Origin of the sequence: Chitinophaga sp. 22620 (genome assembly GCF_052044405.1) — a bacterium.
Classification (GTDB): Bacteria; Bacteroidota; Bacteroidia; order Chitinophagales; family Chitinophagaceae; genus Chitinophaga.
In genome coordinates this window covers 329,731-353,514 of sequence record NZ_JBQEMV010000001.1, presented here as the reverse complement: position 1 = coordinate 353,514, position 23,784 = coordinate 329,731, and the positions used below count along the sequence as shown (strand labels likewise).

The 23,784-nt window shown below is 52.2% G+C and carries 21 protein-coding genes; 14 read left to right on the top strand and 7 right to left on the bottom strand.

The window, feature by feature from the left end:
• The first annotated feature begins 4 nt into the window (after positions 1–4).
• On the top strand, positions 5–1,024 hold the full coding sequence (locus tag ACTJIK_RS01490) for an NAD(P)H-dependent glycerol-3-phosphate dehydrogenase (protein WP_440644489.1): 1,020 nt from the start codon (positions 5–7) through the stop codon (positions 1,022–1,024).
• On the opposite strand, the gene hemW is transcribed toward ACTJIK_RS01490, so the two are convergent.
• Positions 1,021–2,145 (bottom strand): radical SAM family heme chaperone HemW, encoded by a 1,125-nt coding sequence (hemW, locus tag ACTJIK_RS01485; RefSeq protein ID WP_440644488.1) that lies wholly within the window; start codon positions 2,143–2,145, stop codon positions 1,021–1,023. The genes ACTJIK_RS01490 and hemW overlap by 4 nt on opposite strands.
• A gap of 118 nt (positions 2,146–2,263) precedes the next feature.
• Between hemW and ACTJIK_RS01480 the strand changes: the two genes are divergently transcribed.
• The 9 genes from ACTJIK_RS01480 to ACTJIK_RS01440 all read left to right on the top strand — a co-directional run bounded on the left by ACTJIK_RS01480 (position 2,264) and on the right by ACTJIK_RS01440 (position 12,852).
• Positions 2,264–3,235 carry a DUF4271 domain-containing protein gene (locus ACTJIK_RS01480; protein ID WP_440644487.1) on the top strand — a complete coding sequence of 324 codons (972 nt, stop codon included), beginning with the start codon at positions 2,264–2,266 and terminating at the stop codon, positions 3,233–3,235.
• Positions 3,236–3,394: 159 nt separating this feature from the next.
• Positions 3,395–4,060, top strand: a complete 666-nt coding sequence (locus ACTJIK_RS01475) for a uroporphyrinogen-III synthase (RefSeq protein ID WP_440644486.1) — start codon at positions 3,395–3,397, stop codon at positions 4,058–4,060.
• Positions 4,061–4,162: 102 nt separating this feature from the next.
• Positions 4,163–6,208, top strand: coding sequence for a thioredoxin domain-containing protein (locus tag ACTJIK_RS01470; RefSeq protein WP_440644485.1), 2,046 nt, complete (start codon positions 4,163–4,165; stop codon positions 6,206–6,208).
• Between the two features lie 391 nt (positions 6,209–6,599).
• On the top strand, positions 6,600–7,895 hold the full coding sequence (locus ACTJIK_RS01465; protein ID WP_440644483.1) for an SUMF1/EgtB/PvdO family nonheme iron enzyme: 1,296 nt from the start codon (positions 6,600–6,602) through the stop codon (positions 7,893–7,895).
• Positions 7,896–8,023: 128 nt separating this feature from the next.
• Positions 8,024–8,755, top strand: coding sequence for a gliding motility protein GldL (gene gldL / locus ACTJIK_RS01460; protein ID WP_440644482.1), 732 nt, complete (start codon positions 8,024–8,026; stop codon positions 8,753–8,755).
• Between the two features lie 54 nt (positions 8,756–8,809).
• Entirely contained in the window at positions 8,810–10,351 is a 1,542-nt protein-coding gene (gene gldM / locus ACTJIK_RS01455; protein WP_440644480.1) for a gliding motility protein GldM, read from the top strand.
• 69 nt (positions 10,352–10,420) lie between these two features.
• Positions 10,421–11,428: a gliding motility protein GldN gene (gene gldN, locus ACTJIK_RS01450; protein WP_440644479.1), complete on the top strand. Its 1,008-nt coding sequence runs from the start codon at positions 10,421–10,423 to the stop codon at positions 11,426–11,428.
• Positions 11,429–11,511: 83 nt separating this feature from the next.
• The gene (locus ACTJIK_RS01445; RefSeq protein WP_440644478.1) at positions 11,512–12,084 is read left to right on the top strand and encodes a Crp/Fnr family transcriptional regulator; all 573 of its coding nucleotides are present in this window, start codon (positions 11,512–11,514) and stop codon (positions 12,082–12,084) included.
• A 141-nt stretch (positions 12,085–12,225) separates the two neighbouring features.
• Complete coding sequence (locus tag ACTJIK_RS01440; RefSeq protein ID WP_440644477.1) at positions 12,226–12,852, top strand: DinB family protein; 627 nt, start codon at positions 12,226–12,228, stop codon at positions 12,850–12,852.
• Between the two features lie 338 nt (positions 12,853–13,190).
• On the opposite strand, the gene uvrC is transcribed toward ACTJIK_RS01440, so the two are convergent.
• The 4 genes from uvrC to gpmI form a co-directional block, all read right to left on the bottom strand.
• Positions 13,191–15,002: an excinuclease ABC subunit UvrC gene (gene uvrC, locus ACTJIK_RS01435; protein WP_440644476.1), complete on the bottom strand. Its 1,812-nt coding sequence runs from the start codon at positions 15,000–15,002 to the stop codon at positions 13,191–13,193.
• Positions 14,999–15,580, bottom strand: a complete 582-nt coding sequence (locus tag ACTJIK_RS01430; RefSeq protein ID WP_440644475.1) for a hypothetical protein — start codon at positions 15,578–15,580, stop codon at positions 14,999–15,001. Before ACTJIK_RS01430 ends, uvrC begins: the two co-directional genes overlap by 4 nt.
• Positions 15,581–15,696: 116 nt before the next feature.
• Positions 15,697–16,986 (bottom strand): LVIVD repeat-containing protein, encoded by a 1,290-nt coding sequence (locus tag ACTJIK_RS01425; RefSeq protein WP_440644474.1) that lies wholly within the window; start codon positions 16,984–16,986, stop codon positions 15,697–15,699.
• A gap of 128 nt (positions 16,987–17,114) precedes the next feature.
• Complete coding sequence (gene gpmI / locus ACTJIK_RS01420; protein WP_440644473.1) at positions 17,115–18,638, bottom strand: 2,3-bisphosphoglycerate-independent phosphoglycerate mutase; 1,524 nt, start codon at positions 18,636–18,638, stop codon at positions 17,115–17,117.
• Positions 18,639–18,906: 268 nt separating this feature from the next.
• Between gpmI and ACTJIK_RS01415 the strand changes: the two genes are divergently transcribed.
• The 4 genes from ACTJIK_RS01415 (at position 18,907) to ACTJIK_RS01400 (ending at position 21,494) form a co-directional block, all read left to right on the top strand.
• A complete protein-coding gene (locus ACTJIK_RS01415; RefSeq protein WP_440644472.1) occupies positions 18,907–19,302 on the top strand; it encodes a DUF4783 domain-containing protein in 396 nt (131 codons plus the stop codon).
• A gap of 93 nt (positions 19,303–19,395) precedes the next feature.
• Positions 19,396–20,256, top strand: coding sequence for a carboxylating nicotinate-nucleotide diphosphorylase (gene nadC / locus ACTJIK_RS01410; RefSeq protein ID WP_440644471.1), 861 nt, complete (start codon positions 19,396–19,398; stop codon positions 20,254–20,256).
• Between the two features lie 6 nt (positions 20,257–20,262).
• Positions 20,263–21,150 (top strand): diacylglycerol/lipid kinase family protein, encoded by an 888-nt coding sequence (locus ACTJIK_RS01405; protein WP_440644470.1) that lies wholly within the window; start codon positions 20,263–20,265, stop codon positions 21,148–21,150.
• Positions 21,151–21,161: 11 nt separating this feature from the next.
• Positions 21,162–21,494 carry a translation initiation factor gene (locus ACTJIK_RS01400; protein ID WP_440644469.1) on the top strand — a complete coding sequence of 111 codons (333 nt, stop codon included), beginning with the start codon at positions 21,162–21,164 and terminating at the stop codon, positions 21,492–21,494.
• A 71-nt stretch (positions 21,495–21,565) separates the two neighbouring features.
• Here the strand turns inward: ACTJIK_RS01400 and ACTJIK_RS01395 are convergent, their stop codons facing one another.
• Both ACTJIK_RS01395 and ACTJIK_RS01390 read right to left on the bottom strand, forming a co-directional pair.
• Complete coding sequence (locus tag ACTJIK_RS01395) at positions 21,566–22,549, bottom strand: aldo/keto reductase (RefSeq protein ID WP_440644467.1); 984 nt, start codon at positions 22,547–22,549, stop codon at positions 21,566–21,568.
• 349 nt (positions 22,550–22,898) lie between these two features.
• Complete coding sequence (locus ACTJIK_RS01390) at positions 22,899–23,639, bottom strand: biotin--[acetyl-CoA-carboxylase] ligase (RefSeq protein ID WP_440644466.1); 741 nt, start codon at positions 23,637–23,639, stop codon at positions 22,899–22,901.
• Positions 23,640–23,784: the final 145 nt, after the last annotated feature.

Below are 23,784 nucleotides of genomic sequence, written 5' to 3'. Positions count from 1 at the left end.
GAGCATGGGTCATCATACAGGAATAATCGGGAGCGGCAGTTGGGCTACAGCCATCGCTAAGATACTGACGGATAACAACCAGAACATACATTGGTGGATACGCAGCGAAGAGACTATCCGCCACCTGCAATCCCGGCACCACAACAAACATTACCTCACTTCGGTTTATTTCGATACCAGGCTGCTGCAGGTCAACAACGATCTTGAAGCTGTCGTGAAGGCCAGCGATACCGTGATACTGGCCGTTCCTTCCGCTTTCCTGCGGCAGGTGCTGGAAGCCCTCCCCGCAGATGCTTTCAGCGGCAAAAAAGTGGTTTCGGCCATCAAAGGCCTGGTGCCCGGCACCAACCAGCTCATCAACGATTACCTGGCGGACCGCTTCAACCTGCCGGTGGAAAATTATTTCACCATCACCGGCCCCTGCCACGCGGAAGAAGTAGCCAATGAAAAGCTCTCCTATCTCACCTTTTCCGGCCTCGACGCCGAAGGCACCGAAGAGCTGGCCGCCCGTTTCAACAACAGCTACCTGCAAACCATCGTGAATAAAGACCTGTACGGCGTGCAGTTTGCCTCCGTGCTGAAGAATATCTACGCCATGGGCGCGGGCATCGCCCACGGCCTCGAATACGGCGATAATTTCCTGAGCGTGTTCATCACCAACTGCTTCCGCGAAATGCAGGAGTTCCTCGAAAAATACGAACAATTCCAGGCAGGGCACGGCAAAGAGGCCGTGGTGCATAATTACAACGCCAGCGCTTACCTTGGCGACCTGCTGGTGACCTGTTATTCACTGCACAGCCGCAACCGCACTTTCGGGAACATGATCGGGAAAGGGTATAGCGTAAAGGCCGCCCAGCTTGAGTTGAATATGATCGCGGAAGGGTATTACGCCAGCCGCTGCATTTTCGAGATCAACCAGGAAATAGGGGCCTATATGCCCATTGCGCAAAAGATCTACAGCATCCTCTGGGAACACCTGCATATGGAAGAAGCTTTCCTGGAAATAGAAAAGGGGCTGGTTTAGAAGAACATAGCAGCGGCGATGCCGTCCGCAAAAAATTTCCCTTCGCGGGTAAGCCTGAGCATGGAGGCTTCCTGCAGCATCCATCCTTTTTCGATGAATTCAGCGCCGGCGGAGAGCAGCTGCCGGCTCTTGTCCTCCCCGAACTGCGAGGAAACCCTTTCCAGGCTGCAGCCTGCCTGGGTGCGCAGCGATATCATGATGTATTCGTTCAGCGCCATTTGCGGGCTCAGCACCTCCTTCTCAAAAGGCACCGTGCCTTTGCGGATGCTTTGCATGTACAGCGAATTATTGGCCACATTCCATTGCCGGCTCTGCCCGTTGTACGAATGTGCGCTCGGCCCCAGCCCCAGGTAGGGCTTCCCCTGCCAGTAACTGCTGTTATGCCGCGAATACATGCCCGGTTTGGCGAAATTGGAGATCTCGTAATGTTCGTACCCCGCCTTTTCAAGCGCCTGCATGAGCATCCCGAAATGATGCGCCGCGCGGTCAGGATCGATGGGCGGGATCTTGTGGTGTTGTATGAAGTTGTCCAGCGCGGTGCCCGGCTCCACGGTGAGCGCATAGCAGGAGAGATGCGGGATGTTGAGGCTGATGGCCTTCGCAATGTTCTCTTCCCAGCGCGCATCGGTGAGGGTAGGGCCGCCGTAAATGAGGTCTATGCTGATATTGTCGAACCCCTTTTCCCTGGCGGTTTCCAGGCATTGGATGGATTGGGCGGCGTTATGGGCGCGGTTCATCCATTTCAGGTCTTCTTCAAAAAAAGACTGCACCCCGATGCTCAGGCGGTTCACCCCGGCGTCGCGGAGCGCCTGGAGATTGTCTGCCGAAAGGTCGTCAGGATTGGCTTCCAGCGTGATCTCGGCGTTTTCCTCAATGGCGTAATGTTTCCTGAGCGTATCCAGCAGCGCGCGGATGGCCGTGCCCGCCAGCAGGCTGGGCGTTCCGCCGCCGAAATAGACGGTCTGCACGGCCTCTTCTCCGAGATATGCCTGCTGAAGGGATGCTTCCGTATGTATGCATTCCAAAACTTCATCCCGGTACTGGAGCGAGGTGGAGAAATGAAAGTTGCAGTAGTGACAAGCCTTTTTGCAGAAAGGGATGTGGATATAGATACCGGCCATGAGTTGTTTTAAGAAAGAATTGTCGGGATTATTTGCAAACCTCGAAAATACATGTGAGTTTTGTTGATATTTTTGGAACAAGAATAGTTAATTGCATCATTATAAATTTTACAGACCGTTGCGAACCTGGATGTTGTTCTTACTGCTGGTTACCTGCTCACTGTCCCTCCGGGCGCAGTCAGACAGCGCTGTTAAGAAAACGGTTTCCCCCAAACCCGCCGCTGCGGCTGTACGCAAAGTTAAGGCAGATTCCGTTGCCATAAAGGACTCTATCGCGCGGGACTCCATCGCGCTGCGTGATTCCCTGGCAGCGGCCGCTGCGCCCAAAGTGCATGCTTACGACACCATCATGGCGGCGCTGGAAAAAAAGCATATGTATCTCAACCGCGAAGGCAAACAGGTGCAGTACGACATCAACCCCATGCGGAGGGATCCTTCGCAGGACTGGCTGGTGTACGTGGTGGCCGGGGTGATCCTGCTGTTGGGCATCATCCGGAGTGCTTACCTCAAATATTTTTCGGACCTGTTCAGGGCTTTCTTTAACCCCACGCTCAGCCAGCGGCAGCTGAAGGACCAGCTTTCGCAGTCGCCGTTCCCCAACTTCCTCCTGAATGTGTTTTTCGTGGTAAGCCTCGGGCTCTACCTCTACCTGCTCATGTACCGGCTGGATTACCCCACCGGCGCGATCGCCTGGATGCTGATACCCGGGCTGATGCTGCTGGTAGGCGTGATCTACATGGTGAAATACCTCGTGTTGAGATTTTGCGGCTGGCTGTTCGGGAACGAGGAGCTGATAGACGCTTACGTGTTTATTCTCTACCTGATCAATAAAGTACTGGGTATTTTGCTGGCGCCGTTCCTGGTGATACTGGCGTTCTGTAAACCTGAAATTGCGGCGATCTGCCTCTATATTTCAATATTCTTTATTGTATTACTGGTTGTATACAGGTACGTAAGGTCCTATTCACTGGTCCGTCAATATCTCTCTTTCAGCAAATTGCATTTTTTTCTTTACCTTTGCGCATTCGAAGTAGTGCCGGTTTTAATAATTACAAAGGTACTTTTACTTTGGTTAACTGGTAATCCGTAAGATTACTGCTATTGTTAACACAAGAGCAAATTACGTATGATAAAAGGCGGGCCAAAAAAAGATTTGCAGGAGAAACAACTAACGATCCTAATTTCCCAACCTAAGCCAGAGACAGAGAAATCACCTTATTTCGACTTAGCTAAGAAATTCAACGTTCGCTTGGATTTCCATCCTTTCATCCGTGTGGAAGGAGTGCCGGGTAAAGATTTCAGAAAGCAGAAAGTGGACATCATCACTTACACTGCCGTGATCTTCACCAGCCGGAATTCGGTAGACCACTTCTTCCGCGTATGCGAGGAACTGAAAGTAAAAGTCTCACAGGATTGTAAGTACTTCTGTATCACAGAAGCCGTGGCGTTGTACCTGCAAAAGTTCATCCTTTACCGCAAACGCAAGGTGTTTTATGGGGCCGACGGCTCTACCAAAAGCTTGCTGGAAGTGATGAACAAACACCGGGAGAATGAAAAATTCCTTTTCCCGAGCTCAGACAGTCAGAAAAAGGACATCGAGGAGTGGTTGAAAGCCAACAAGTGCGAATATGCCACAGCCTCCCTGTACAAAACTGTTTCGAACGATGTGAAGGACGTACTGACGAACACCGAATATGATATGATCGTATTCTTCAGTCCTTCCGGCGTAAAGTCTCTCTTCGAGAACGTGCCGAAATTCAAGCAGAACGGCACCCACATCGGGGCATTCGGTCCTACCACTTCCGCAGCCGTGGAAGAGGCCGGCCTTCGCCTGGACGTGAAAGCGCCCGCACCACAGGCGCCTTCCATGGTAGCCGCGCTGGAACAGTTCCTGCAGGGGCTGACAAAAAAGTAAGCGTAACAAAAATTTTATAGGAAAGGGAGCATCCTCACGATGTTCCCTTTTTGTTTTATCCTACTTTCGTACTGATTATTATACCATTAACTCGACCGATCCATGGCAAACCGTCTTGCAAAGGAAACCAGCCCCTACCTGCTTCAGCACGCCCATAACCCGGTGGACTGGTATCCCTGGGGAGAAGAGGCGTTCCGGAAAGCTGAAGAAGAAAATAAGCCCATCCTGGTGAGCATCGGCTACGCCGCCTGCCACTGGTGCCATGTAATGGAGCGGGAAAGTTTTGAAAATGAGGCCACCGCGAAGCTCATGAACGAGCATTTCGTGAATATCAAGATAGACCGGGAAGAACGCCCGGACATCGATCATATCTACATGGACGCATTGCAGGCCATGGCCGGTAACGGCGGATGGCCGCTGAACATGTTCCTGCTGCCGGACCGGCAGCCTTTCTATGGCGGCACCTATTTCCCGCCGCAGAAAGCCTACAACCGCCCCTCGTGGACGGAAGTGCTACTGGCCGTTTCCGAGGCATTCAAAACCAAGCGGCAGGACCTGGAAGAGCAGGCCGCCAACCTCACGCAGCATCTTCAGCAAAGCAACCAGTTCGGCGTCAATACAGTGGACCTCGGTTTGCCGAAGGACGAGCTTTTCACGCAGGCGCAGGCGGATGCGATGGTGCTGGCGCTCATGGGCCAGGCGGATAAAGAATGGGGCGGATTCGGCCATGCGCCCAAGTTCCCGGGCAGCTTCGCCATTCAGTACCTGCTGCGGCATTACCGTGTGAGCAGGGATGAAACGGCGCTAAAGCAAGCCCTTCTTTCGCTGGACAAGATGATCGATGGCGGTATTTACGACCAGCTGGGCGGCGGTTTCGCGCGTTATTCCACCGATGAGAAATGGCTGGCCCCGCATTTCGAAAAAATGCTGTACGACAATGCCCTGCTGGTAGACACGCTGTGCGAAGCCTACCAGCTCACCGGCAACCAACGGTATGCGCAAACCATCCGCCATACGCTGGCATTTGTGCAGCGCGAGATGACCGCGCCCGAAGGCGGCTTCTATTCCGCGCTGGATGCGGATTCAGAAGGAGTGGAGGGAAAATTTTATGTGTGGGAGGAAGAAGAGATCAACGCATTGCTGGGCGCAGATGCGCCCGCGTTCAACGCATATTATGATGTGAGCCGTCATGGCAACTGGGAAGACGTGAACATTCTCTGGGCGCCGCGGCCGCTGGAAACCATAGCGCAGGAGCAGGGCATGACGCCGGCTGAGCTGGAAGCGCTGCTTGAAAGGAGCCGTCCAAAGCTGATGGCAGCCCGCGACAAACGCATCCGCCCGGGGCTGGACGATAAAATATTATTGGGCTGGAATGCGTTGATGATACACGCCTGCTGCAAGGCGGCAGCGGCTTTGGGAGAGAAGGCTTACCTCGCGATGGCGGAAAAGGCAATGAACTGCATTCTTGAAAATATGCGCAGGCCCGGGGCATCCCTGGCGTTCTGGCATACGTATAAAGGAGGTAACGCACGTTATCCCGCTTTCCTGGACGATTACGCCAACCTCATCCGCGCGCTGACCGCTTTGCAGGAAACCTCCGGCAACCTGGAGTGGATCCGCACCGCTGCGGGGCTGGCGGAATTTGTGACCGGACAATTCAGCGACGAGAATGCGCGTTATTTCTATTATACCGCGGCAGGGCAGGAAGATGTGATCGTGCGCAAGAAGGAGATCTACGACGGCGCGGTGCCGAGCGGCAATGCGGTAATGGCGCATAATCTCTGGCATCTTTCCGTTGTATTCGAAAGGAAAGAGTGGGCGGACAGGGCGCTGGCAATGACGGCGGGGCTGTCTCAGACGGTGGTCCGTTATCCCACATCCTTCGGGGTTTGGGCGGCGATGATCCTGCGGCTGGTGCAGGGCACGCCTGAGCTGGCGGTGGCAGGGCCTTTGTATAAAGAGCGGATGCGGGAGCTGGGGGAATTGTATGTTCCTTATAAAGTGTTGCTGGGTGCTGAGGCTGATGTGGAGGATATGCCGCTTTTACAGCAGCGGCTGCAGGCCGGGAAGACGCTGATATACCTCTGTAGGGATTACCAATGTGTTAAGCCTGTCGAATATATATCGGAAATAACTAATTTAATATGAAATTTGTTGTAAATTGCATTCCCTTTGATATATTAGCGCTTACGACAAAAAAATAACAGCAATAATATCAAAATAAATATTATATTTATATTAGATGCGTGTATGGTCTTGACTGGCAAGCGTTTACAGAACACCCCCGAAGGGGATGCCGCCATGGTGAATTTGTGTGAGGGAAGGCGGTTTACATAATAAAATGTTAAATGGTGCGTTTAAATATGTTACGTAGCCCTGATATGTGGAATTGAAAAAGTTGGGTGAAAACTAACTACGGATTAAAATTATTTATTACATTTGCTATCTTTCTGATACACAACCAGGTGAAATAATGACTAAAATAGGACTATGTGCGGGGTCTGCATCTGGCCGGTTCAGGAAAAATCATCGTATTCTAATGAAAGTCACCCTTATGAAGCTTAATTATTGTAGTGGGCTGTTGGTCATACTGCTGCCGGTTCTCCTGGCCAGCTGCGGTGGTGGTAAAACCCCCAAAAACGCACAAGGTCAGCTGATAGGTGTAAGTCCCCGGCCGAAGTACTCCCCCCCCGTACCTTACGGAATGGTATATGTGCCTTCCGGAACTTTTCACATGGGTCCCAGCGATGAGGATGTGAACTATGCCTATACGGCCAGGAACAAAGCCATCTCCATTTCCGGGTTCTACATGGATGCCACCGAGATTACGAACAATGAATACCGCCAGTTCGTGAACTGGGTAACGGATTCCATTGCGCACATTCTCCTTGGCCACGTGAAAAACGACAACGGACAGGATTATGTGGACTGGAAACAGAAGATCAACTGGAAAGACCCGTCTACCTACGAGAAGATCGACGCGATGATCTATGCGCCGGACGACCGCCTGTATGGCCGTAAGGACATTGACGTGCGCAAGCTGCTGTATCACCAGGAGACTTTCAACTGGGAAAAAGCGAAGCTGCGCGAGAATAAGGACAAAGCGCGCAACACCTTCATCGAGAAGAAAGACGTGGCGATCTATCCTGATACCCTTTGTTGGATCAGGGATTTCTCATACGCCTACAACGAGCCGATGACGCGTATGTACTTCTGGCACCCGGCTTTCGACAACTACCCGGTGGTGGGCGTGACCTGGCACCAGGCCAGCACTTTCTGCGAATGGCGCAGTAAGTTCTGGGAAGACTACCGTACCTCCAAGAGACAATTCACTGAAGATAAGTTCCAGCTTCCTTCCGAAGCGCAGTGGGAATATGCAGCCCGCGGCGGCCGTGAGCAGGCCCCGTATCCCTGGGGCGGTTATTATATCCGCAACAAAAAAGGCTGTTTGCTCGCGAACTTCAAACCGGGCCGTGGTAACTATCCTGAAGACGGTGGTTTTTATACCGTACGCGCGGATGCTTACTGGCCCAACGATTACGGCCTGTACAACATGGCAGGCAACGTAGCCGAATGGACGCAGGACATTTTCTACCAGAACGCTTACTCTTTCACTTCAGACATGAACCCGTACCTGCGCATGGACGTGCCTGACAACGCGGCTCCGAAAATGAAGCGGAAAACAGTGAGAGGCGGCAGCTGGAAAGATATTGGCCACTTCCTTCAGAACGGCACGCGCTCTTATGAGTACCAGGACAGTGCGAAGTCGTACATCGGCTTCCGCTGCACGATCGCCTTCCTGAGCAGGTCTAAGAACGATTTCAACCGCAAATAAAAAAGGATCAGTAGCTGAAAACCATCCTTGATAAACCGTAAAATCGAATTGAGATGAAAGACATGACAAACCTGAAACGAGCTTTTTACCTTTTAATCACCCATAAACTTAAATTTTAACCTATGGCTATGAATCCTAACACAGCGAAATGGCTAAACTTCTTTGTATGCGTAGGTGCATCTGTCGTGATCATCGGAGCATTGTTCAAACTCCAGCACTGGCCTGGCGCTGACGTGGCGCTGATCCTCGGTCTGAGCGTGGAGGCACTCATCTTTTTCGTGTACGCATTTGTGCCGGACACCAGTCACGCGCCCGCCCCGGCAGTAGTAGCAGGAGGCAGCCCCGCACTGGCCAACATGGACAAAATGCTGCAGGAAGCAGACATCACGCCTGCCAACCTGAGCCGCCTGAGCGAAAACTTCACCAAGCTGGGCTCTACGGTGGACAAAATGCGCGATATCAGCGACGTGGTTGCTGCTACCGGCGATTACACCCAGAAAACACGCGAAGCAGCATCTGCTATCGGTAGTGTAACACAAGCTTACACCAACGCAGCAGCAGCCGTTTCCACTTTCAATAACGCATCCGAATCTACCCGTAATTTCCACGAGCAGGTACAGTCCATGACCAAAAATCTGGCCTCCCTCAACGCTATCTATGAACTGGAATTGCAGGATACCAACAACCACCTCAAAGCTATGAACAGCTTCTACAGCAACCTGCTGAGCGCTTCCCAGGCTATGAGCGGCTCCGTTGACGACGCCAAGAAAACTCAGGAACAAATCTCCCTGCTGGCCCGCAACCTCGGTAACCTGAACACAGTTTACGGTAACATGCTCACGGCAATGCAGGGCAGGTAAGGTAACGCAATAGTGACCAAACAAGACACAATCATCTAAAACTTGTAATTAACTATGGCATTACCAAAAGACCCCAGGCAGAAGATGATCAACTTCATGTACCTGGTGCTCACAGCCATGCTGGCTTTGAACGTATCCGCCGAAATTTTGAATGCATTTGACATCGTAAATAATTCAATCACAACATCCAATACCTCGATCGACAGCAAAAACAAGGTAACGTATAACCAGTTCACCGAACTGATGAAGAACGATGCCACGAAAGTAGGTCCCTTTAAAGTAAAGGCAGAAGAAGTAAAAAAACTGTCTGAAGAAGCCCATACCTATATAGAAAATCTTAAAAAAGAAATCATCGCTGCAAGCGACGGCCTGAATGAAAAAGGTGAGATGAAAGGAAAGGATAACCTTGATGCTGCAACGCGCATCATGGAGAACCAGAAGAAAGGCCCCGCATTACAGCAACAGCTTCAGGGACTCAGAACAAAAATGCTTGCGCTCATCGATCCGAAAGACCGTAAGGCTTTCGAAGCGAACCTCCCGCTGAGGGTGGATGATCCGGAACAGAAAGGCCCGGTGAAAAAAAGCTGGACGACCTACCACTTCAACATGGTACCGTCTATAGCCGCCATCACCCTGCTGAGCAAGTTCCAGAACGACGTCAAGAACTCAGAGGCGATGATCATCGACAAACTGCTGTCCGAAGTGTCTGAAAAAGACTTCAAATTCGATCAGCTGGATGCATTCGTATCACTGAACTCTAAAAACTTCACTTCGGGCCAGACCCTTGAAGCCACCGTGGTAATGGGCGCTTACAGCTCCACTGTAAACCCCACCATCGTGATCAACGGCCAGCCCGTTTCCGCACAGGCTGGTAAAGGCGTTTATACCACGCAGGTAGGCGCTATCGGCGAACATACCATTTCCGGTACCGTTCAGCTCACCAAGCCCAACGGCGAAGTGATCACAAGACCGTTTACCGAAACGTATAAAGTAGGTGCTTCCGCCACCTCTATTTCCGCGGACAAGATGAACGTGATCTACGCAGCACTGCAAAACCCGGTGTCTATCACCGCTGCCGGCGTGCCTGCTGAAAAGATCGTTGCATCCGTGAGCGGCGGCGGCGCCCAGATCAGCAAAAGAGGTCCGGGTGAATTTATCGTAACCGCTTCACAGCCTGGCACCAAAGCCGTTATCACCGTTTCCGCGGAGATAGACGGTAAAATGAAAACGCTGGATTCAAAAGAATTCCGTGTGAAAATGGTGCCTGACCCCACTATGAAAGTGGGCGTCAGCAAAGGCCCCCTGATGAAAGTGGCGGACTTTAAAGCGCAGCTGGGCCTGCGTGCAGACCTGGAAGATTTCGTATTCGAAGGCGTGCGTTATGCTGTAGTAGGCTATCGTATGTCCATCGATTCAAGAAGCCGTGAATATGCCGAAGGTGAGGCAACTTCCGAATACTGGCCTAAAAACCCGGAGATCGTGAATTCCCTCCGTCAGCTGAAACCCGGCGATATGGTGTACTTCGAGAACATCAGGGTAAAAGGCCCGGATAACAAGGTACGTTCCATGCAGAACATCAATTTTAAGCTTAACTAACAAATTAATTACTGGGCTATGCGAGCAGTAATATTGAAACAAATCAGCTGGAGTGCATTTTTAGCAATCATGCTTGCCTCTACCACGGCAGACGCACAAAGCCGCCGCCGCGGTGGTAACACAACGCCGCCTGCGCAGCAACCCGCGCAGCAGCAGCCTGTTACCAACCCCGCTACTGGCAGGCCCGTAAATGTACCGCCCGCACCGGCCGGTACAGACCCGGCCTCCATGCAGCAGCAGGCCCCTCCTCCGTCTTTACGGCAGGACGGCATTGGCACGCCCGTAGATACGCCGCGTAAATCCCTCCGCATAGATGGCGTTTCCGAGAAAAGCCCGATCCGCGACCGTGTGCCCATCACGTATGATCACATCCGCGAAGACGACAAGTTCTGGGAAAAACAGATCTGGCAGGTGATAGATATCCGCGAAAAAATGAATCTCCCCTTCCAGTACAACGTGGAAGACGAAACAGGCGTAAACCAGCTGTTGATCAATATTCTGCTCAATGCGATCAGAACGAAGGAAGTAGAAGCCTTCAGCCCCATCGACGACCGCTTCAGCACCATCATGAGCTACGATGAGATCATGACCAAGCTGACCGGCGAGGTTAGGTCTGTAAGGAGCGTAGACCCCGTAACAGGCGAAGAGAAACTGGTGGAAACCAGGGATGAATTCAACCCTGAAAGCATCAAACAATACAAGATCAAGGAAGTATGGGTGTTCGACCAGGAAGCCTCCGCGCTGAAGGTCCGCATCCTGGGTATTGCGCCCATGGTATCCCGTATCAACGACGACGGGTCCGTTCGCGCCTCTATCCCCCTCTTCTGGCTGTATTACCCCGATCTCCGCCCCGTACTGGCCAAATACGACGTTTACAACCAGAATAACGACGCAGCTACCATGACCTGGGAAGATCTTTTCGAAATGCGCTTCTTTACCAGCTTCGTAGTGAAGGAAAAGAACGCGTTCAACAGGGATATCAACAGCTATATTAAAGACGGCGTAATGCGCCTCCTGGAAGGGCAGGCCATTAAAGACAAGATCTTTAATAAAGAGCAGGATCTCTGGGAATATTAATAGCGATAGGGTTCAAATCCTGCGAACAATAATGAAAAGCTGCCTTCCGTACGGGAGGCAGCTTTTTTTTATATCTTAGGCCCATGCAAGAGCTCCGTGCCGCCGTACATGCCCTGGTGCCGCTGCCAGACGATGTCTGGGAAGCGATGGCCGCCTGCTGGCATCCCGTGGAGTTCAAACGGAAAACGGTCATTACCGCCGCGGGAGACACAGAACGCTACGGTTACTTTGTGCTGGATGGCCTGCAAAGGGCCTTCAGCCTGTCTGAAGGGGAGAAAGAGGCCACGCTGATATTCTCCTACAAAGGCTCCTTTTCCGGCATCATCGATTCATTTTTCCTGCAGCAGCCCAGCCGGTATTACCTGGAAACGCTTACGCACAGCTCCTTCCTGCGCATCTCTTTTGCCGATGTGAGCCGCCTCATGCAGCAGTACCCATCGATCGCGCATTGGGTGCACCTCAGTACCATGCACGCCATGGCCGGGGTCATGGAACGGCTGATCGAGATACAGACGCTGGGAGCGGAACATAAATTCCGGCGCCTGCTGGCACGCAGCCCGCATGTGCTGCAAATGATCCCGCACAAATACCTCGCGTCCTACCTCGGCATCGACCCGGCTACATTCAGCAAGCTGCTAGGCAGCGCCCGGCTTTGAGCTTTGGAATCCTAACTTACCTGTAAACGCTATCTCGGGCAGAACAAACATCACTTCTTCTTTCCGTAAAAATCTTGGCGCAGGCAAAGATTTACACTGCCATACGGGTTTACCTTTGAGCTCTCAATAAAAATCACCATCATGCCTGTTTTCCAAGCAGCTGCCCTGCTGCAAAGCCTCCGGAACGATGTGGACGGTATTCTGAATGCCTTCCGTACAAAAATTGCCAGCCAGCCCCAGGCCGTATTGTTACAGCAGCCCGCCCCCGGCAGCTGGAGCGCAGCCCAATGCCTCGACCACCTGAACGGCTACGGCCGTTTTTACCTGCCCGCCCTTGAACAAGCTATTAACAAAGCAGAAAAGAATAACTGGACGGCAGTGCCGAAATTCCGCAGCGGATGGCTCGGAAATTATTTTGCCAACCTCATGCAACCCAAACCAGACGGGGCTTTGCGCTCAAAGATGAAAGCCCCGAAAGGTCATCGCCCCATTCCCCAATTAGATGCGCCCGCCATCCTCGCTGAATTTATAGCGCAGCAGGAAAAAACGCAGGCGCTCCTTCAACGCGCAGGAAAGATCAACCTCACCCGCCTGCGTGTGCCCACTTCACTGTCAAGTCTTCTGAAACTCAATGCAGGAGACACCTTCCGCTTTCTTATCGCACACGAGCAACGCCACCTGTTACAAGCGCTCCGCTCAATAAATTCCGTTACCGGCAGCACCCAAACTGCGGTTACAATGCAGTACCTCGAAGACCAGTTTCGTTAATCATAACAGCCGTAAGAAAAATCGCTTGAAAGTCAATCCTGTTGGGCATTCCAACATGTTTGTATTTTTGTGGTGATAACAAATTCTTAACAACTGCTATACGTTGTTCATACTACTTTAGTAAAAGAAAAATAACCTGAAAAGATTGGTCCCGGTAAAAACCGGGACTGTCCAAATAAATCTGTGTCTTTTAATGGTTAACTTGGGGAAAAGAGCCTGGTTCTCAAACCGGGCTCTCATCATTTTATAGGTCTCGTTGTAAAAATTTTTTGTGAAGTTTTGCTGATTGTCTTCCGCTGAATATTCCTGATTGTTGTTACTATAGCTGCAACCCTGCTTCAGGACGTAGTTCCATGAAAGTGCTGATAGATAAGCTGGGCTTTGCTTTGACCGACCTCTTTCACCAGCTCCTCCAGCGACAGCTGTTTCACTTTATTCACCGAACGGAAAGTTTGCAGCAGTTGTGTGGCAGTGTTTGCACCAATACCTTTGATCCCTTCCAGCTCATTCTTAAAAGTGCCCTTGCTCCTTTTTTGCCGGTGGAACGTAATGCCAAAGCGATGCACCTCGTCGCGGATGCGGCGGATAAGTTTCAGGCTTTCGCTGTCGTAGGGAAGTTTAATGCTGTCTTTATCCCCGGGGAAAAATATCTCTTCTTCATTTTTCGCCAGGCCCACCACGGTCATGCTGCCGATGAGGTCCAGCTTGCGGATGCTTTCCATGGCGGCGCCCAGCTGCCCTTTACCGCCGTCTATGATCACCAGCTGGGGCAGCGGCTGTTCTTCGTTCAAAAGGCGGTTATAACGGCGGAAAACTACTTCAGTCATAGACGCGAAGTCGTTGATCCCCTCCACCGTTTTGATATTGAAATGGCGGTAATCCTTTTTGGATGCCACCCCGTCCTTAAACACCACACAGGCGGAAACCGGGTAGCTGCCCTGGAAGTTCGAGTTATCGAAACATTCGATATGCACGGGAAGCTCCTGCAATTCAAGGTCAGCCTGCAGCTGGTACAGCACTTTTTTCTTCTCCATATCCGTTTTCCCTTCCAGGTGGAGCATCTTCTTTTTTTGCAGCTCTTCACGGAAATAGGTCACGTTCTTTTCGGAAAGGTCGAGCAATTTCTTTTTGTCGCCGCCTTTCGGAACGGTGAGGGCAACACCTTCTTCCGGGAATTCCACTTCAAACGGCAGGATGATCTCCTTCGCCATACTCTGGAAGGCGTCGCGGAGATACGCGATGGCGTAGGCCATCACTTCTTCGTCCGTTTCTTCGAGCTTTTTTTCCAGCGTCACGGTTTTGGTATCGGCAATGGTGCCGTTCAGCACGCGCAGGTAATTCACGTACGCGAAGTTTCCTTCGGAAAGGATAGTGAACACGTCCACATTACCCACCCGGGAGCTCACGATGGTGGAGCGGCTCTGGTAAGCCTGCAGGCTTTCGATCTTTTTGCGCTGTATCTCCGCCTTTTCGAATTCCATATTCATCGCATGCTCCTGCATTTTCGCCTTGAAAATATTCAGCACGGGCGAGAGGTTGCCGCGCAGGATCTCTTTTACCTGCTGCAGCCCTTCGCGGTAGTCCTCCTGCGTTTGCAGCCCTTCGCAGGGGCCTTTGCAGTTGCCCAGGTGGTATTCGAGGCAGACCTTGAACTTCCCTTTTTTGATATTCTGCTCGCTGAGGTTCAGGGAACAGGTGCGGAGCGGAATGTTGTAGCGGATCACTTCCAGCACTTCGCGCACCCTGCCCACCGAGGTGAAAGGGCCGAGGTATTCGCTGCCGTCCTTGATGATGCGGCGGGTGAGGAATACGCGGGGGAAAGGTTCATGTTTGATGATGATGAACGGGTAGGTCTTATCATCTTTTAAATTGATGTTGAACTTCGGCTGGAATTGTTTGATGAGGGAATTTTCCAGCAAAAACGCATCCTGCTCCGAATCCACGATGGTGAATTCGATATGGTGGATAGACTCCACCAGCTTCCGCGTTTTGTAATTATCATGGTTCTTTACGAAATAGGAACTGACCCTTTTACGGAGGCTCTTGGCCTTCCCGATATACAGCAGTTCTCCCCCGGTACCAAAATACTTGTAAATACCGGCCTGTACGGGCAATGTATGGGCTATCTGTTGAAATTCGGCGGCTGTCATGTATTTTTTGTTGTCGGGTGAAACCAGGCCTGTACTTCCAGGTGCTCGGGTTTCAGGAAGATGATCTTCTGGAAAGTGCTGACCCTGAGCTGTTTGTTGCGCTCGTATAGCACTTCCTGGCGGTATTCGTACACCAGGTTTTTGGTGTACGACGACACCTGCGCGGTTTTGATGCGGCCTTCTTTATCCACGTCCAGTATGAGCTGGGCGGGCCAGGTCTGTTTGCCCCGGGTTTGATAAATGAAGGTGGTATCGCCATGGAACTGGTCCGCGATCGTATCTATGTTATAGGCACCGGAGTGGGAAGGTTTGCTCACATCTGCGTCCATCAGCGGCCTGAAAAGGGCTTCCAGTCCCGCGCTGTCCTTCACAGCCAGCGAATCGGCCTTTCCGTTCACGCGCACAACTTTGGTAATGCCTATCTGTTGTGCCTTCATCCGTGCAATTTCCTCCCGGGAATAATTGCCGAGGGCGCGGTAACTCTTGTCTTTCTGAAGGGAATCCGGCCGGCCGGGCTGCCCGTCACATCCGGCAACGGCCAGGGCACAAAGGGAAATGATCCAAACTACAGGTCTCATACCGGCAAATTTAATGGGAACAGGGGGAAAATAGCGGCAAAAAATAATGCGCCGTGAAAACGGCGCATCTGATGCATGAGCAAATCTGTCGAGAGCACTAAAAAGTTATAGTCAGGTTATTTTTTCACTGCGATCCGGCTGAGCAATACGGGATTGCCCATGGATGTGTAATCATATTGATAAATGCCTTCCACTGCGCTCACCAGCAGGCGGTTTTCCCCCGCAAAGGGGATCACGTCGTAAGCATTGAGCCCTGTTTGCATGTTGGCCGGCGATATCTTATCCGGCGACGGCGCATTCATGAAACGCAGGCCATGCCCGCCTTCACAGATAAACAACCTGCCGTTGTCGATGCCCAGCCCGTGGGGATTGAGCATCTGGTAAGTGGCCAGCTTCACGGGGCGGTCCGCATCCTGTACGTCGTACACCTGCAGCTCGTTTAGGTTTCCCTGGCAGAAAGTGCCGGTACGCACGGTCACATAAGCGGTTGTTCCTTCCACCACCACCGGGTCGCAGGCCCTGAAATGGCTTACCATGGAACGCCGGGCCGGAGTGTTCGGATCCACCAGGTCGTAGATGTACATAGCGCTGGTGCTGCCGATGTACAGGTAATCCCGGTACGGGAAGATGGTTTCGATGCCGCCGCCGACCTGTACGGCCTGGGGCGCTTTTACAGGGCTGGCCGGCATAGAGATGTCATAGCTGTGCAACCGGGACTGGTCTATCGTGTAAAGGTGATCTTTGGCAATGGCGAACCTGGCCATGGAACCGCCTTTCCCCGCGCCCGATCCGGCGGAAGCCTTAAAGCTCGAAGAACTGAAAGCAAGCGCCTGGTTGTCGTACAGCACAAAATCTTCGCCTTTCGGGCTTTCGCAGGGGTGATTGTAAGTAGTATCCCGTTCGATATAACCCACAAGCAGGGAATCTCTCGTCAGCCCGCCGGGCGTGCCCAGCCACCGGCCTCTGTCATCTACTGAATAACCCATCACGTCCTCGAACCGCTTCACGAACCGGATATTATCCAGGTTGCTGATATCGAACACCAGCAGGTCGCGGTAACTGTCCGCATACAGTATATTGTCCTGCACCGCTATGTCGATGTTTCCCAGTACGTTCAGGAATGAAACATTCCGGGGCGACCTGGGATCGCTGTTGTCTATGATGTGAATGCCCCCGAAAGGCTCATTCACCAGGATGTATTTCCCTTTTACATAGATCTTACCCGTTTGGGCAATTTCCCTGGCAGGAAGCGTCTGCACGGCGGCAGCTCTTATCTCGCTCAGGCCCTTGTAAACAGGGATGAAAATCTTCGCTTTTGTAATGTTATGGCAATTCTCTTTCACACAACCGCTCAGGACCAGCAACATCACCACGATAAGGGGGGTGAATAAAATTGTGCGGCGCATAGGGAGTTGGAATTTCATGGTAAAACGGGAGGGGAAACAAAAAAGTTACAGCCGCGGGAAATAAAACGGAAAGAGGCCGTCCCGCTCAGCAGGGACAGCCTCTTTTATAATGAATCTGTTCTGACCTTTTATACCAGCACGTTCCCGGTCATTTCCGGCGGTATGGGCAGCCCCATGAAATGCAGGATGGTAGGCGCCAGGTCGCCCAGCTTACCATTTTTGATCGGCCCTTTGAAGTCGTGGCTGATGATGAAGAATGGCACCAGGTTGAGCGTGTGCGCGGTGTTGGGCGTTCCGTCCTCGTTGATCATGAAATCCGCATTGCCATGGTCTGCCGTCAGGAAGATCACGTAATCATTCAGCAGCGCGGTGGTCACCACTTTCGCCACGCAGGCGTCCACGGTTTCAACGGCTTTAACGGCTGCAGGCCAAACGCCGGTATGCCCCACCATGTCCGCATTCGCAAAGTTCAATACGATGAAATCAGCCGTGCGTTGCTCCAGCTCGGGAACGATAACATCCGCCAGTTCCGGGGCGCTCATTTCGGGCTTCAGGTCGTAAGTGGCCACTTTAGGCGAAGGCACCAGCAGGCGCTTTTCACCCGTGAAAGGCGTTTCACGTCCGCCGGAGAAGAAGAAGGACACGTGCGGGTACTTCTCCGTTTCCGCGATGCGGATCTGGGTCTTGCCATATTTTTCCAGCACTTCGCCGAGCGTCATCACCAGGTTGTCGTTATCGAAAATAACGTGCACACCGCGGAAAGATTTATCGTATTCCGTCATGGTGGTATAGTTCAGCGCCAGCGGCTGCATGCCGAAGGCCGGGAACGCTTCCTGCGTGAGCACTTCGGTGATCTCGCGGCAACGGTCCGTACGGAAGTTGAAACACAGCACGGCATCGCCTTCCTGGATGGTGGCAATGGGCTTCTGCGCCTCATCGGTGACTATAATGGGCTTAATGAATTCGTCGGTGATGCCTTCCGCATAGGAGGCCTTGATGGCAGTAAGCAGGTCGCGGGTAGGCGTGCCCTGGCCCAGCACCAGCGCATCGTAAGCAAGCTTCACCCTTTCCCAGCGCTTATCGCGGTCCATGGCGTAATAACGGCCGGTCACGGATGCGATGCTGCCGGTAGTTTGCTGCAAATGGGCCTGCAGGTCTTCCAGGTAACCAAGCCCGCTTTTCGGATCGGTATCGCGGCCATCTGTAAAGGCGTGGATGAACACCTTTTTCAGCCCGCGTGCGTGTGCAATGCTGGCGAGGGCTTTCAGGTGATTGATGTGGGAGTGGACCCCGCCATCGCTCACCAGGCCAATGAGGTGAAAGGGTTTATCGTTGTTGAGGGCATAGTCCATAGAAGCCTGGAGGGCCGTATTGGCGGCCAGTTCCCCGGTGCGTACGGCTACGTTGATGCGTTGCAGCTCCTGGTAGACGATCCTCCCTGCCCCGATATTGAGGTGGCCCACTTCTGAGTTCCCCATCTGTCCTTCGGGCAGACCAACGTCTTCGCCGCAGGTGATCAGTGAACTATGGGGATATTGTTCATATAAACTGTCTACAAAAGGAGTATTTGCGTGCTGGATGGCGTCTGCGGCAGGTACTTTGCCCTCGCCCCAGCCATCCATGATGATCAGGATCGCTCTTTTAGTTTCCATACTTAATTCCGTTGATGAATGAATCGGGTCGTGAAATTAATAATAACATCCCTTTCCGTATTTAAAATTTTTGTGTTGCACCGCATAAACCCCGGAATGACCATCCCGGAGTTATTGTATTTAATCGTTTTATATATCATTAGTTCTTAATGCAGAAGAACAAAGTATATAGCACAATAATGGGATATTCCTTGACCATCAACAGTTTGGCATAGTTTTAGTTTCATCAGCAGCAGATAAAAGTATAAGTCGAATCAAAAAACGGATAATGAAAAAGTTAATCTTTGTGCTGGGGGTATTGTTGGCGGGTGGTATGCTTACAGCCTTTACCTTGATGGCCGGCCCTTTTGAGGATGTGATCAGCGCCATCAAACAGGGGAACGCTGCCGCCCTGAGCAAACAGCTGGATAAAACAGTGGAGATCAACATAGCCGGCAAAAGCAGTTCTTACAGCAAGGCACAGGCGGAGATCATTCTGAAGGACTTTTTTTCCAAGAACACGGTGAAGTCTTTCGAGATACTTCACCAGGGTGAGGCCGGCGGCGGTTCCAGGTATGCCATCGGTAACCTGGTTACGTCAGGAGGTAATTTCAGGACCTCGTTTTTCCTGCAAAAGAAGGGGAATGAGGTGTTCCTGAATGAGTTAAGATTCGAAAGTAAATAAAGCAAGATAGCTTAGGCAAAAGGAATTGAAGGCTGTCCCGTTTTTCGCGGGATGGCCTTTTTGTTTGTAACTTGCCGTCAACTTTGCATGGATATGTTACAGAAAGAAGCATTGGAACAATTTATCAGCAGTGCGCTGGCGGAAGACATCGGCGGCGGCGACCATTCCACCCTGGCCTCCATCCCTGCGGGCGTTCGCGGCACCGCCCAGCTGAAGATCAAAGAGAACGGCATCCTTGCCGGCATGGAAGTAGCCGAAGCTGTCTTCCGCCATCTCGATCCGCAAATGCAATTCAAACCATTCAAAAAAGACGGCGACGAAATGACTGCCGGCGAACGGGCCTTTGAAGTGGAAGCATCCGTGCGCACCCTGCTGATGGCCGAACGCCTCGTGCTCAACTGCATGCAGCGCATGAGCGGTATCGCGTCGCTCACGCGCAGGTATACCGATAAACTGAAAGGTTACCGCACAAAAGTGCTGGATACGCGCAAGACCACGCCTAACTTCCGCATGCTCGAAAAAGAAGCCGTTCGCATCGGCGGCGGTGTGAACCACCGCATCGGGCTATACGATATGATCATGCTCAAAGACAACCACATCGATTTCAGCGGCGGCATTACACCCGCGGTGAATGCTGTGGTGGATTACCTGGCGCAGCACGGGCTTAACCTCAAAATAGAAGTGGAAGCCCGCAGCCTGGCCGATGTGCAGGAGATATTGTCCGTAGGCCAGGTGCACCGTATTATGCTCGACAATTTTACGCCTGAGCAGATCCCCCCCGCCCTTGAACTCATACAGGGCAAATACGAAACCGAGGCCTCCGGCGGCATCACGCTGGAAAACGTGGAAGCTTACGCCAGAACAGGCGTGGATTTCGTATCCGTCGGCGCCATCATTCACCACGCCGTCAGCCTGGACCTTAGCCTGAAAGCAGTTATCCATCCCCACAAATAAAGACCCTTGAGGAAGATACTCATCATCATTAACCGGAAGGCCGGAACGGACCGTGAGAAGCAGATGGGTGCGGCCATCCGGCAGCAGCTGCCGCCGGAGCGCTTCAGCGTGGAAGTGACCTACCTGCAATACCTTGGCCACGGGGCGGACCTTGCGAGGGAAGCTGTGAAACGCGGAGTGGACACCGTAGTGGCCGTGGGCGGCGATGGTTCCATCAACGAAATTGCCCAGGGCCTGCTCGGTTCCCGCACTGCACTGGCCATTGTACCTCTCGGCAGCGGCAACGGCCTGGCGCGCGCGCTGAAGATCCCGCTGGATGCGGTGCAGGCGCTCCAGATAGTGGCCGATGGCCAGAAAATGGCTATGGACGCGGGTTTCGCGAACGAGCACCTTTTTCTGAGCAACGCAGGCGTAGGCTTCGACGCCTTGGTTGCGGACCGTTTCAGGCATTCCAAAAAAAGAGGTTTGATCAATTATGCGCGGCTGGTGATCGGCGGCTTTTCCGGTTACGATCCCGCGCATTATTCCATCAATACCGACGGGGTGGAAAGTAATGAAAAAGCATTCCTGATGACGGTGGCAAATGGCAACCAGTTCGGTTACGAATTCAAGCTGGCGCCGCAGGCCAGCGTGTTCGACGGCCTGCTGGATGTATGCCTCATGCCGCCTGTAAGGTTCTGGCACCTGCTGCCCGTGAGCCTGCATTCCCTGCGCGGCACCATCGACCGCAGCCGTTTCATGAAACATTTCACCGGCAAAGAAATTATAGTCAGCAGCCCGGACCTCAACTGCCTCCAGGTAGACGGGGACGCCGTGCCGCTTACAAATGGGAAAACTGTGTATTTTCGTATCGCCCCGGGCGCTTTGCAGATCATCGTTCCCAAAGGGGCTTAAAACTTACGGTCATGAGCAAGAAAAAAAATTCCGCCAACGGCATCGTATATTCCACCAACCCGGATTATCAATACAAGGAAGAAGAACAGCAGGAGCAGGAAACCCTTGCCCCGGCTGAACAGCGGCTGAAAGTGAAGCTGGACACCAAGCAGCGCGCCGGTAAAACGGTGACGGTGGTAGATGGTTTCATCGGCAAAGAAGAAGACCTGGAAAAGCTGGGCAAGGAGCTGAAAACAAAGTGCGGCACCGGCGGCAGCGTAAAAGACTGGCAGATACTGATCCAGGGGGATTACAAGGAAAAGGTGATGAAGTGGCTGCGGGACTGGGGTTACAAGGTTTCATAAAATATCGCATAGTAAAGAAAATAAAAAAGGAAGGCTTTTGCGGGCCTTCCTTTTTGTTTATAGAGAACTGATCAGCGGTTCACCAGTTTTAATGCTCCTTCGCTATATCGTTCGCCGCTTATCTGGTAACCGGCCATCAGTGAATTGATGGCGTTGAGGTCGTCGTTGCTGAGTTTCACATCTACTGCTCCCGCATTTTCCTGCAGGTATTTCCTGCGTTTGGTACCGGGGATGGGCACTATATCGTCTCCCTGCGCCAGCAGCCAGGCAAGCGCCAGCTGGGCCAGCGTGCAGTTTTTGCCGTTCGCCACTTCCTCGAGGCTATTCACGATGCGGAGGTTCTGCTCAAACGCTTCCTGCTGAAACCGGGGAAGGGTGCGTCGGAAATCGGTGGGATCGAGTTCGCTGATATCTCTCAAAGTATTGGTGAGCGCGCCCCTGCCCAGCGGGCTGTAAGGCACGATGCCGATGCCGAGCTCGCGCGCGGTGGGAAGTATCTCCGCTTCAATATCGCGTACAAAAAGGGAATATTCGCTTTGCAATGCGGTGATAGGGTGCACTGCGCTGGCTTTGCGGAGTGAAGCGGCGGAAGCCTCGGACAGGCCAAGGTAGCGCACTTTGCCGGCTTTCACGAGGTCTGCCATAGCGCCCACGGTTTCTTCGATGGGCACTTTATCGTCTACACGATGAGAATAATAAAGGTCGATAACGTCTATGCCGAGCCGCTTCAGGCTTGCATCGCAGGCTTTTTTGAGATATTCGGGCGAGCCGTCGAAATAAGTGCTGCCGTCCTGGTTGTAGCGGAAACCAAATTTGGTGGCGAGGAACACATCCTTTCTGCGGGTGGCCAGCACTTTGGACAGCTGTTCTTCGTTGTATCCCTGGCCGTACATATCCGCCGTGTCCCAGAAATTGATGCCCAGTTCCAGCGCCAGTTCCAGCGTGGCCTGCGACTCTTCGTCGTTGCGGGGTCCGTATGCGAAAGCCATGCCCATGCAGCCCAGCCCGATGGCTGAAACTTTTTCTCCTGATTTGCCTAAAGTTCTGTATTGCATTGTAAATAGGATTTATGGATACAAATGTACGGAGGGCGCAAATCCCGGCAGTTGCATGATTCAAACGGGAAATTGCAAAATTCAACGCATTTTTGAAATGCAGTACCAGAGCGGTTTTTGTGGAAATTGCAACTGTTGTTGCATTTTTATATTTGGCAGGTCAAAAAAGAATATACATCTTGTACACCTCCATTTATTGACCAAAATCAGGGGGTCGTCCCGTGACTGGCGTTTTTGGAGAAGCCGATCGAATATTGTCTTTACAAATTCCACTTCTCCAAAAGCCAGTTGTTAAACTGGCTTTTTCATTTTATCCCCTGTAACAGCAATACCAGCATGCTTTTCAGCCTTAGTCCGCAAAAATGAATTCCACCTCTCCAAATCCCAGTTCCAGCATTTCTTTTCCTTTTTCGAGGCACAGCCGCCCGTCCGGCAGCACATCATGAATAGTTCCCTGGAAGATCTCGCCGTTGATCCTGTAAAGGGCCGGTTCGTGGATGCGGTAAAGATGTTCTTTATATTCCATCAGCAGCTGGTCGAATATAGCGGGGTGCAAACGGCTGTAGCGCTCCTCCAGGCAGCGGCATAGGTCGTGGGCCAGCTCTAGGCTATCCCAGTTCTTACCGGTGATCTGCCGGAGGGACACAGGGTTCACAAGATGTTCCGGGAACCTGGGAGTGTTAATGTTGATCCCCAGCCCGGCGATGGCATATTGCCAGATGCTACCGCGTAAAACATTCTCTATCAGTATGCCTCCTGCCTTTCTGTCACGCCAGTAGATGTCGTTGCTCCACTTGATGCGGGTCTCTTCCCCTGCGTATTTACTGAAGAAATCGAAGGCCCCGAGGGATACGGCAACGCTGAGCATAAACTGCTGATTCAGTGTGAGGGCGGGTTGCAGCACGGTGGTGAGCATAATGTTCTCCCCGGGGGCGGAAAGCCATTGCTTGCCACGCTGCCCTTTTCCGGCGGTTTGCTCCATGGCAAACCAGGTGCTCCCGTCTGCCACAGGCCCTGCATTCACCTGTCCCATGGCATAGTTATTGGTGCTGTCTACTACGGCCAGCACGTGAAATGGGTTACCTATCACAAAGCCTGTTTTACTTGAAAAAAGCAAAGTAAAACATTTTAACAATTTTTTACCGGCTCATTCGTCTACCTAACTATGGGCTGGCGTTATATTTTGATGCTGGTTTAGTAATTTTGAAGATTAAAGTTTATTTTTAACAAAAACA

Coding starts and splice junctions, on each gene's coding strand:
- ACTJIK_RS01490 (WP_440644489.1), top strand. CDS start 5: ATGGGTCATCATACAGGAATAATCGGGAGCGGCAGTTGGGCTACAGCC.
- hemW (WP_440644488.1), bottom strand. CDS start 2,145: ATGGCCGGTATCTATATCCACATCCCTTTCTGCAAAAAGGCTTGTCAC.
- ACTJIK_RS01470 (WP_440644485.1), top strand. CDS start 4,163: ATGGCAAACCGTCTTGCAAAGGAAACCAGCCCCTACCTGCTTCAGCAC.
- ACTJIK_RS01465 (WP_440644483.1), top strand. CDS start 6,600: ATGAAAGTCACCCTTATGAAGCTTAATTATTGTAGTGGGCTGTTGGTC.
- gldL (WP_440644482.1), top strand. CDS start 8,024: ATGAATCCTAACACAGCGAAATGGCTAAACTTCTTTGTATGCGTAGGT.
- gldM (WP_440644480.1), top strand. CDS start 8,810: ATGGCATTACCAAAAGACCCCAGGCAGAAGATGATCAACTTCATGTAC.
- gldN (WP_440644479.1), top strand. CDS start 10,421: ATGCTTGCCTCTACCACGGCAGACGCACAAAGCCGCCGCCGCGGTGGT.
- ACTJIK_RS01445 (WP_440644478.1), top strand. CDS start 11,512: ATGCAAGAGCTCCGTGCCGCCGTACATGCCCTGGTGCCGCTGCCAGAC.
- ACTJIK_RS01440 (WP_440644477.1), top strand. CDS start 12,226: ATGCCTGTTTTCCAAGCAGCTGCCCTGCTGCAAAGCCTCCGGAACGAT.
- uvrC (WP_440644476.1), bottom strand. CDS start 15,002: ATGACAGCCGCCGAATTTCAACAGATAGCCCATACATTGCCCGTACAG.
- ACTJIK_RS01430 (WP_440644475.1), bottom strand. CDS start 15,580: ATGAGACCTGTAGTTTGGATCATTTCCCTTTGTGCCCTGGCCGTTGCC.
- ACTJIK_RS01425 (WP_440644474.1), bottom strand. CDS start 16,986: ATGCGCCGCACAATTTTATTCACCCCCCTTATCGTGGTGATGTTGCTG.
- gpmI (WP_440644473.1), bottom strand. CDS start 18,638: ATGGAAACTAAAAGAGCGATCCTGATCATCATGGATGGCTGGGGCGAG.
- ACTJIK_RS01415 (WP_440644472.1), top strand. CDS start 18,907: ATGAAAAAGTTAATCTTTGTGCTGGGGGTATTGTTGGCGGGTGGTATG.
- nadC (WP_440644471.1), top strand. CDS start 19,396: ATGTTACAGAAAGAAGCATTGGAACAATTTATCAGCAGTGCGCTGGCG.
- ACTJIK_RS01400 (WP_440644469.1), top strand. CDS start 21,162: ATGAGCAAGAAAAAAAATTCCGCCAACGGCATCGTATATTCCACCAAC.
- ACTJIK_RS01395 (WP_440644467.1), bottom strand. CDS start 22,549: ATGCAATACAGAACTTTAGGCAAATCAGGAGAAAAAGTTTCAGCCATC.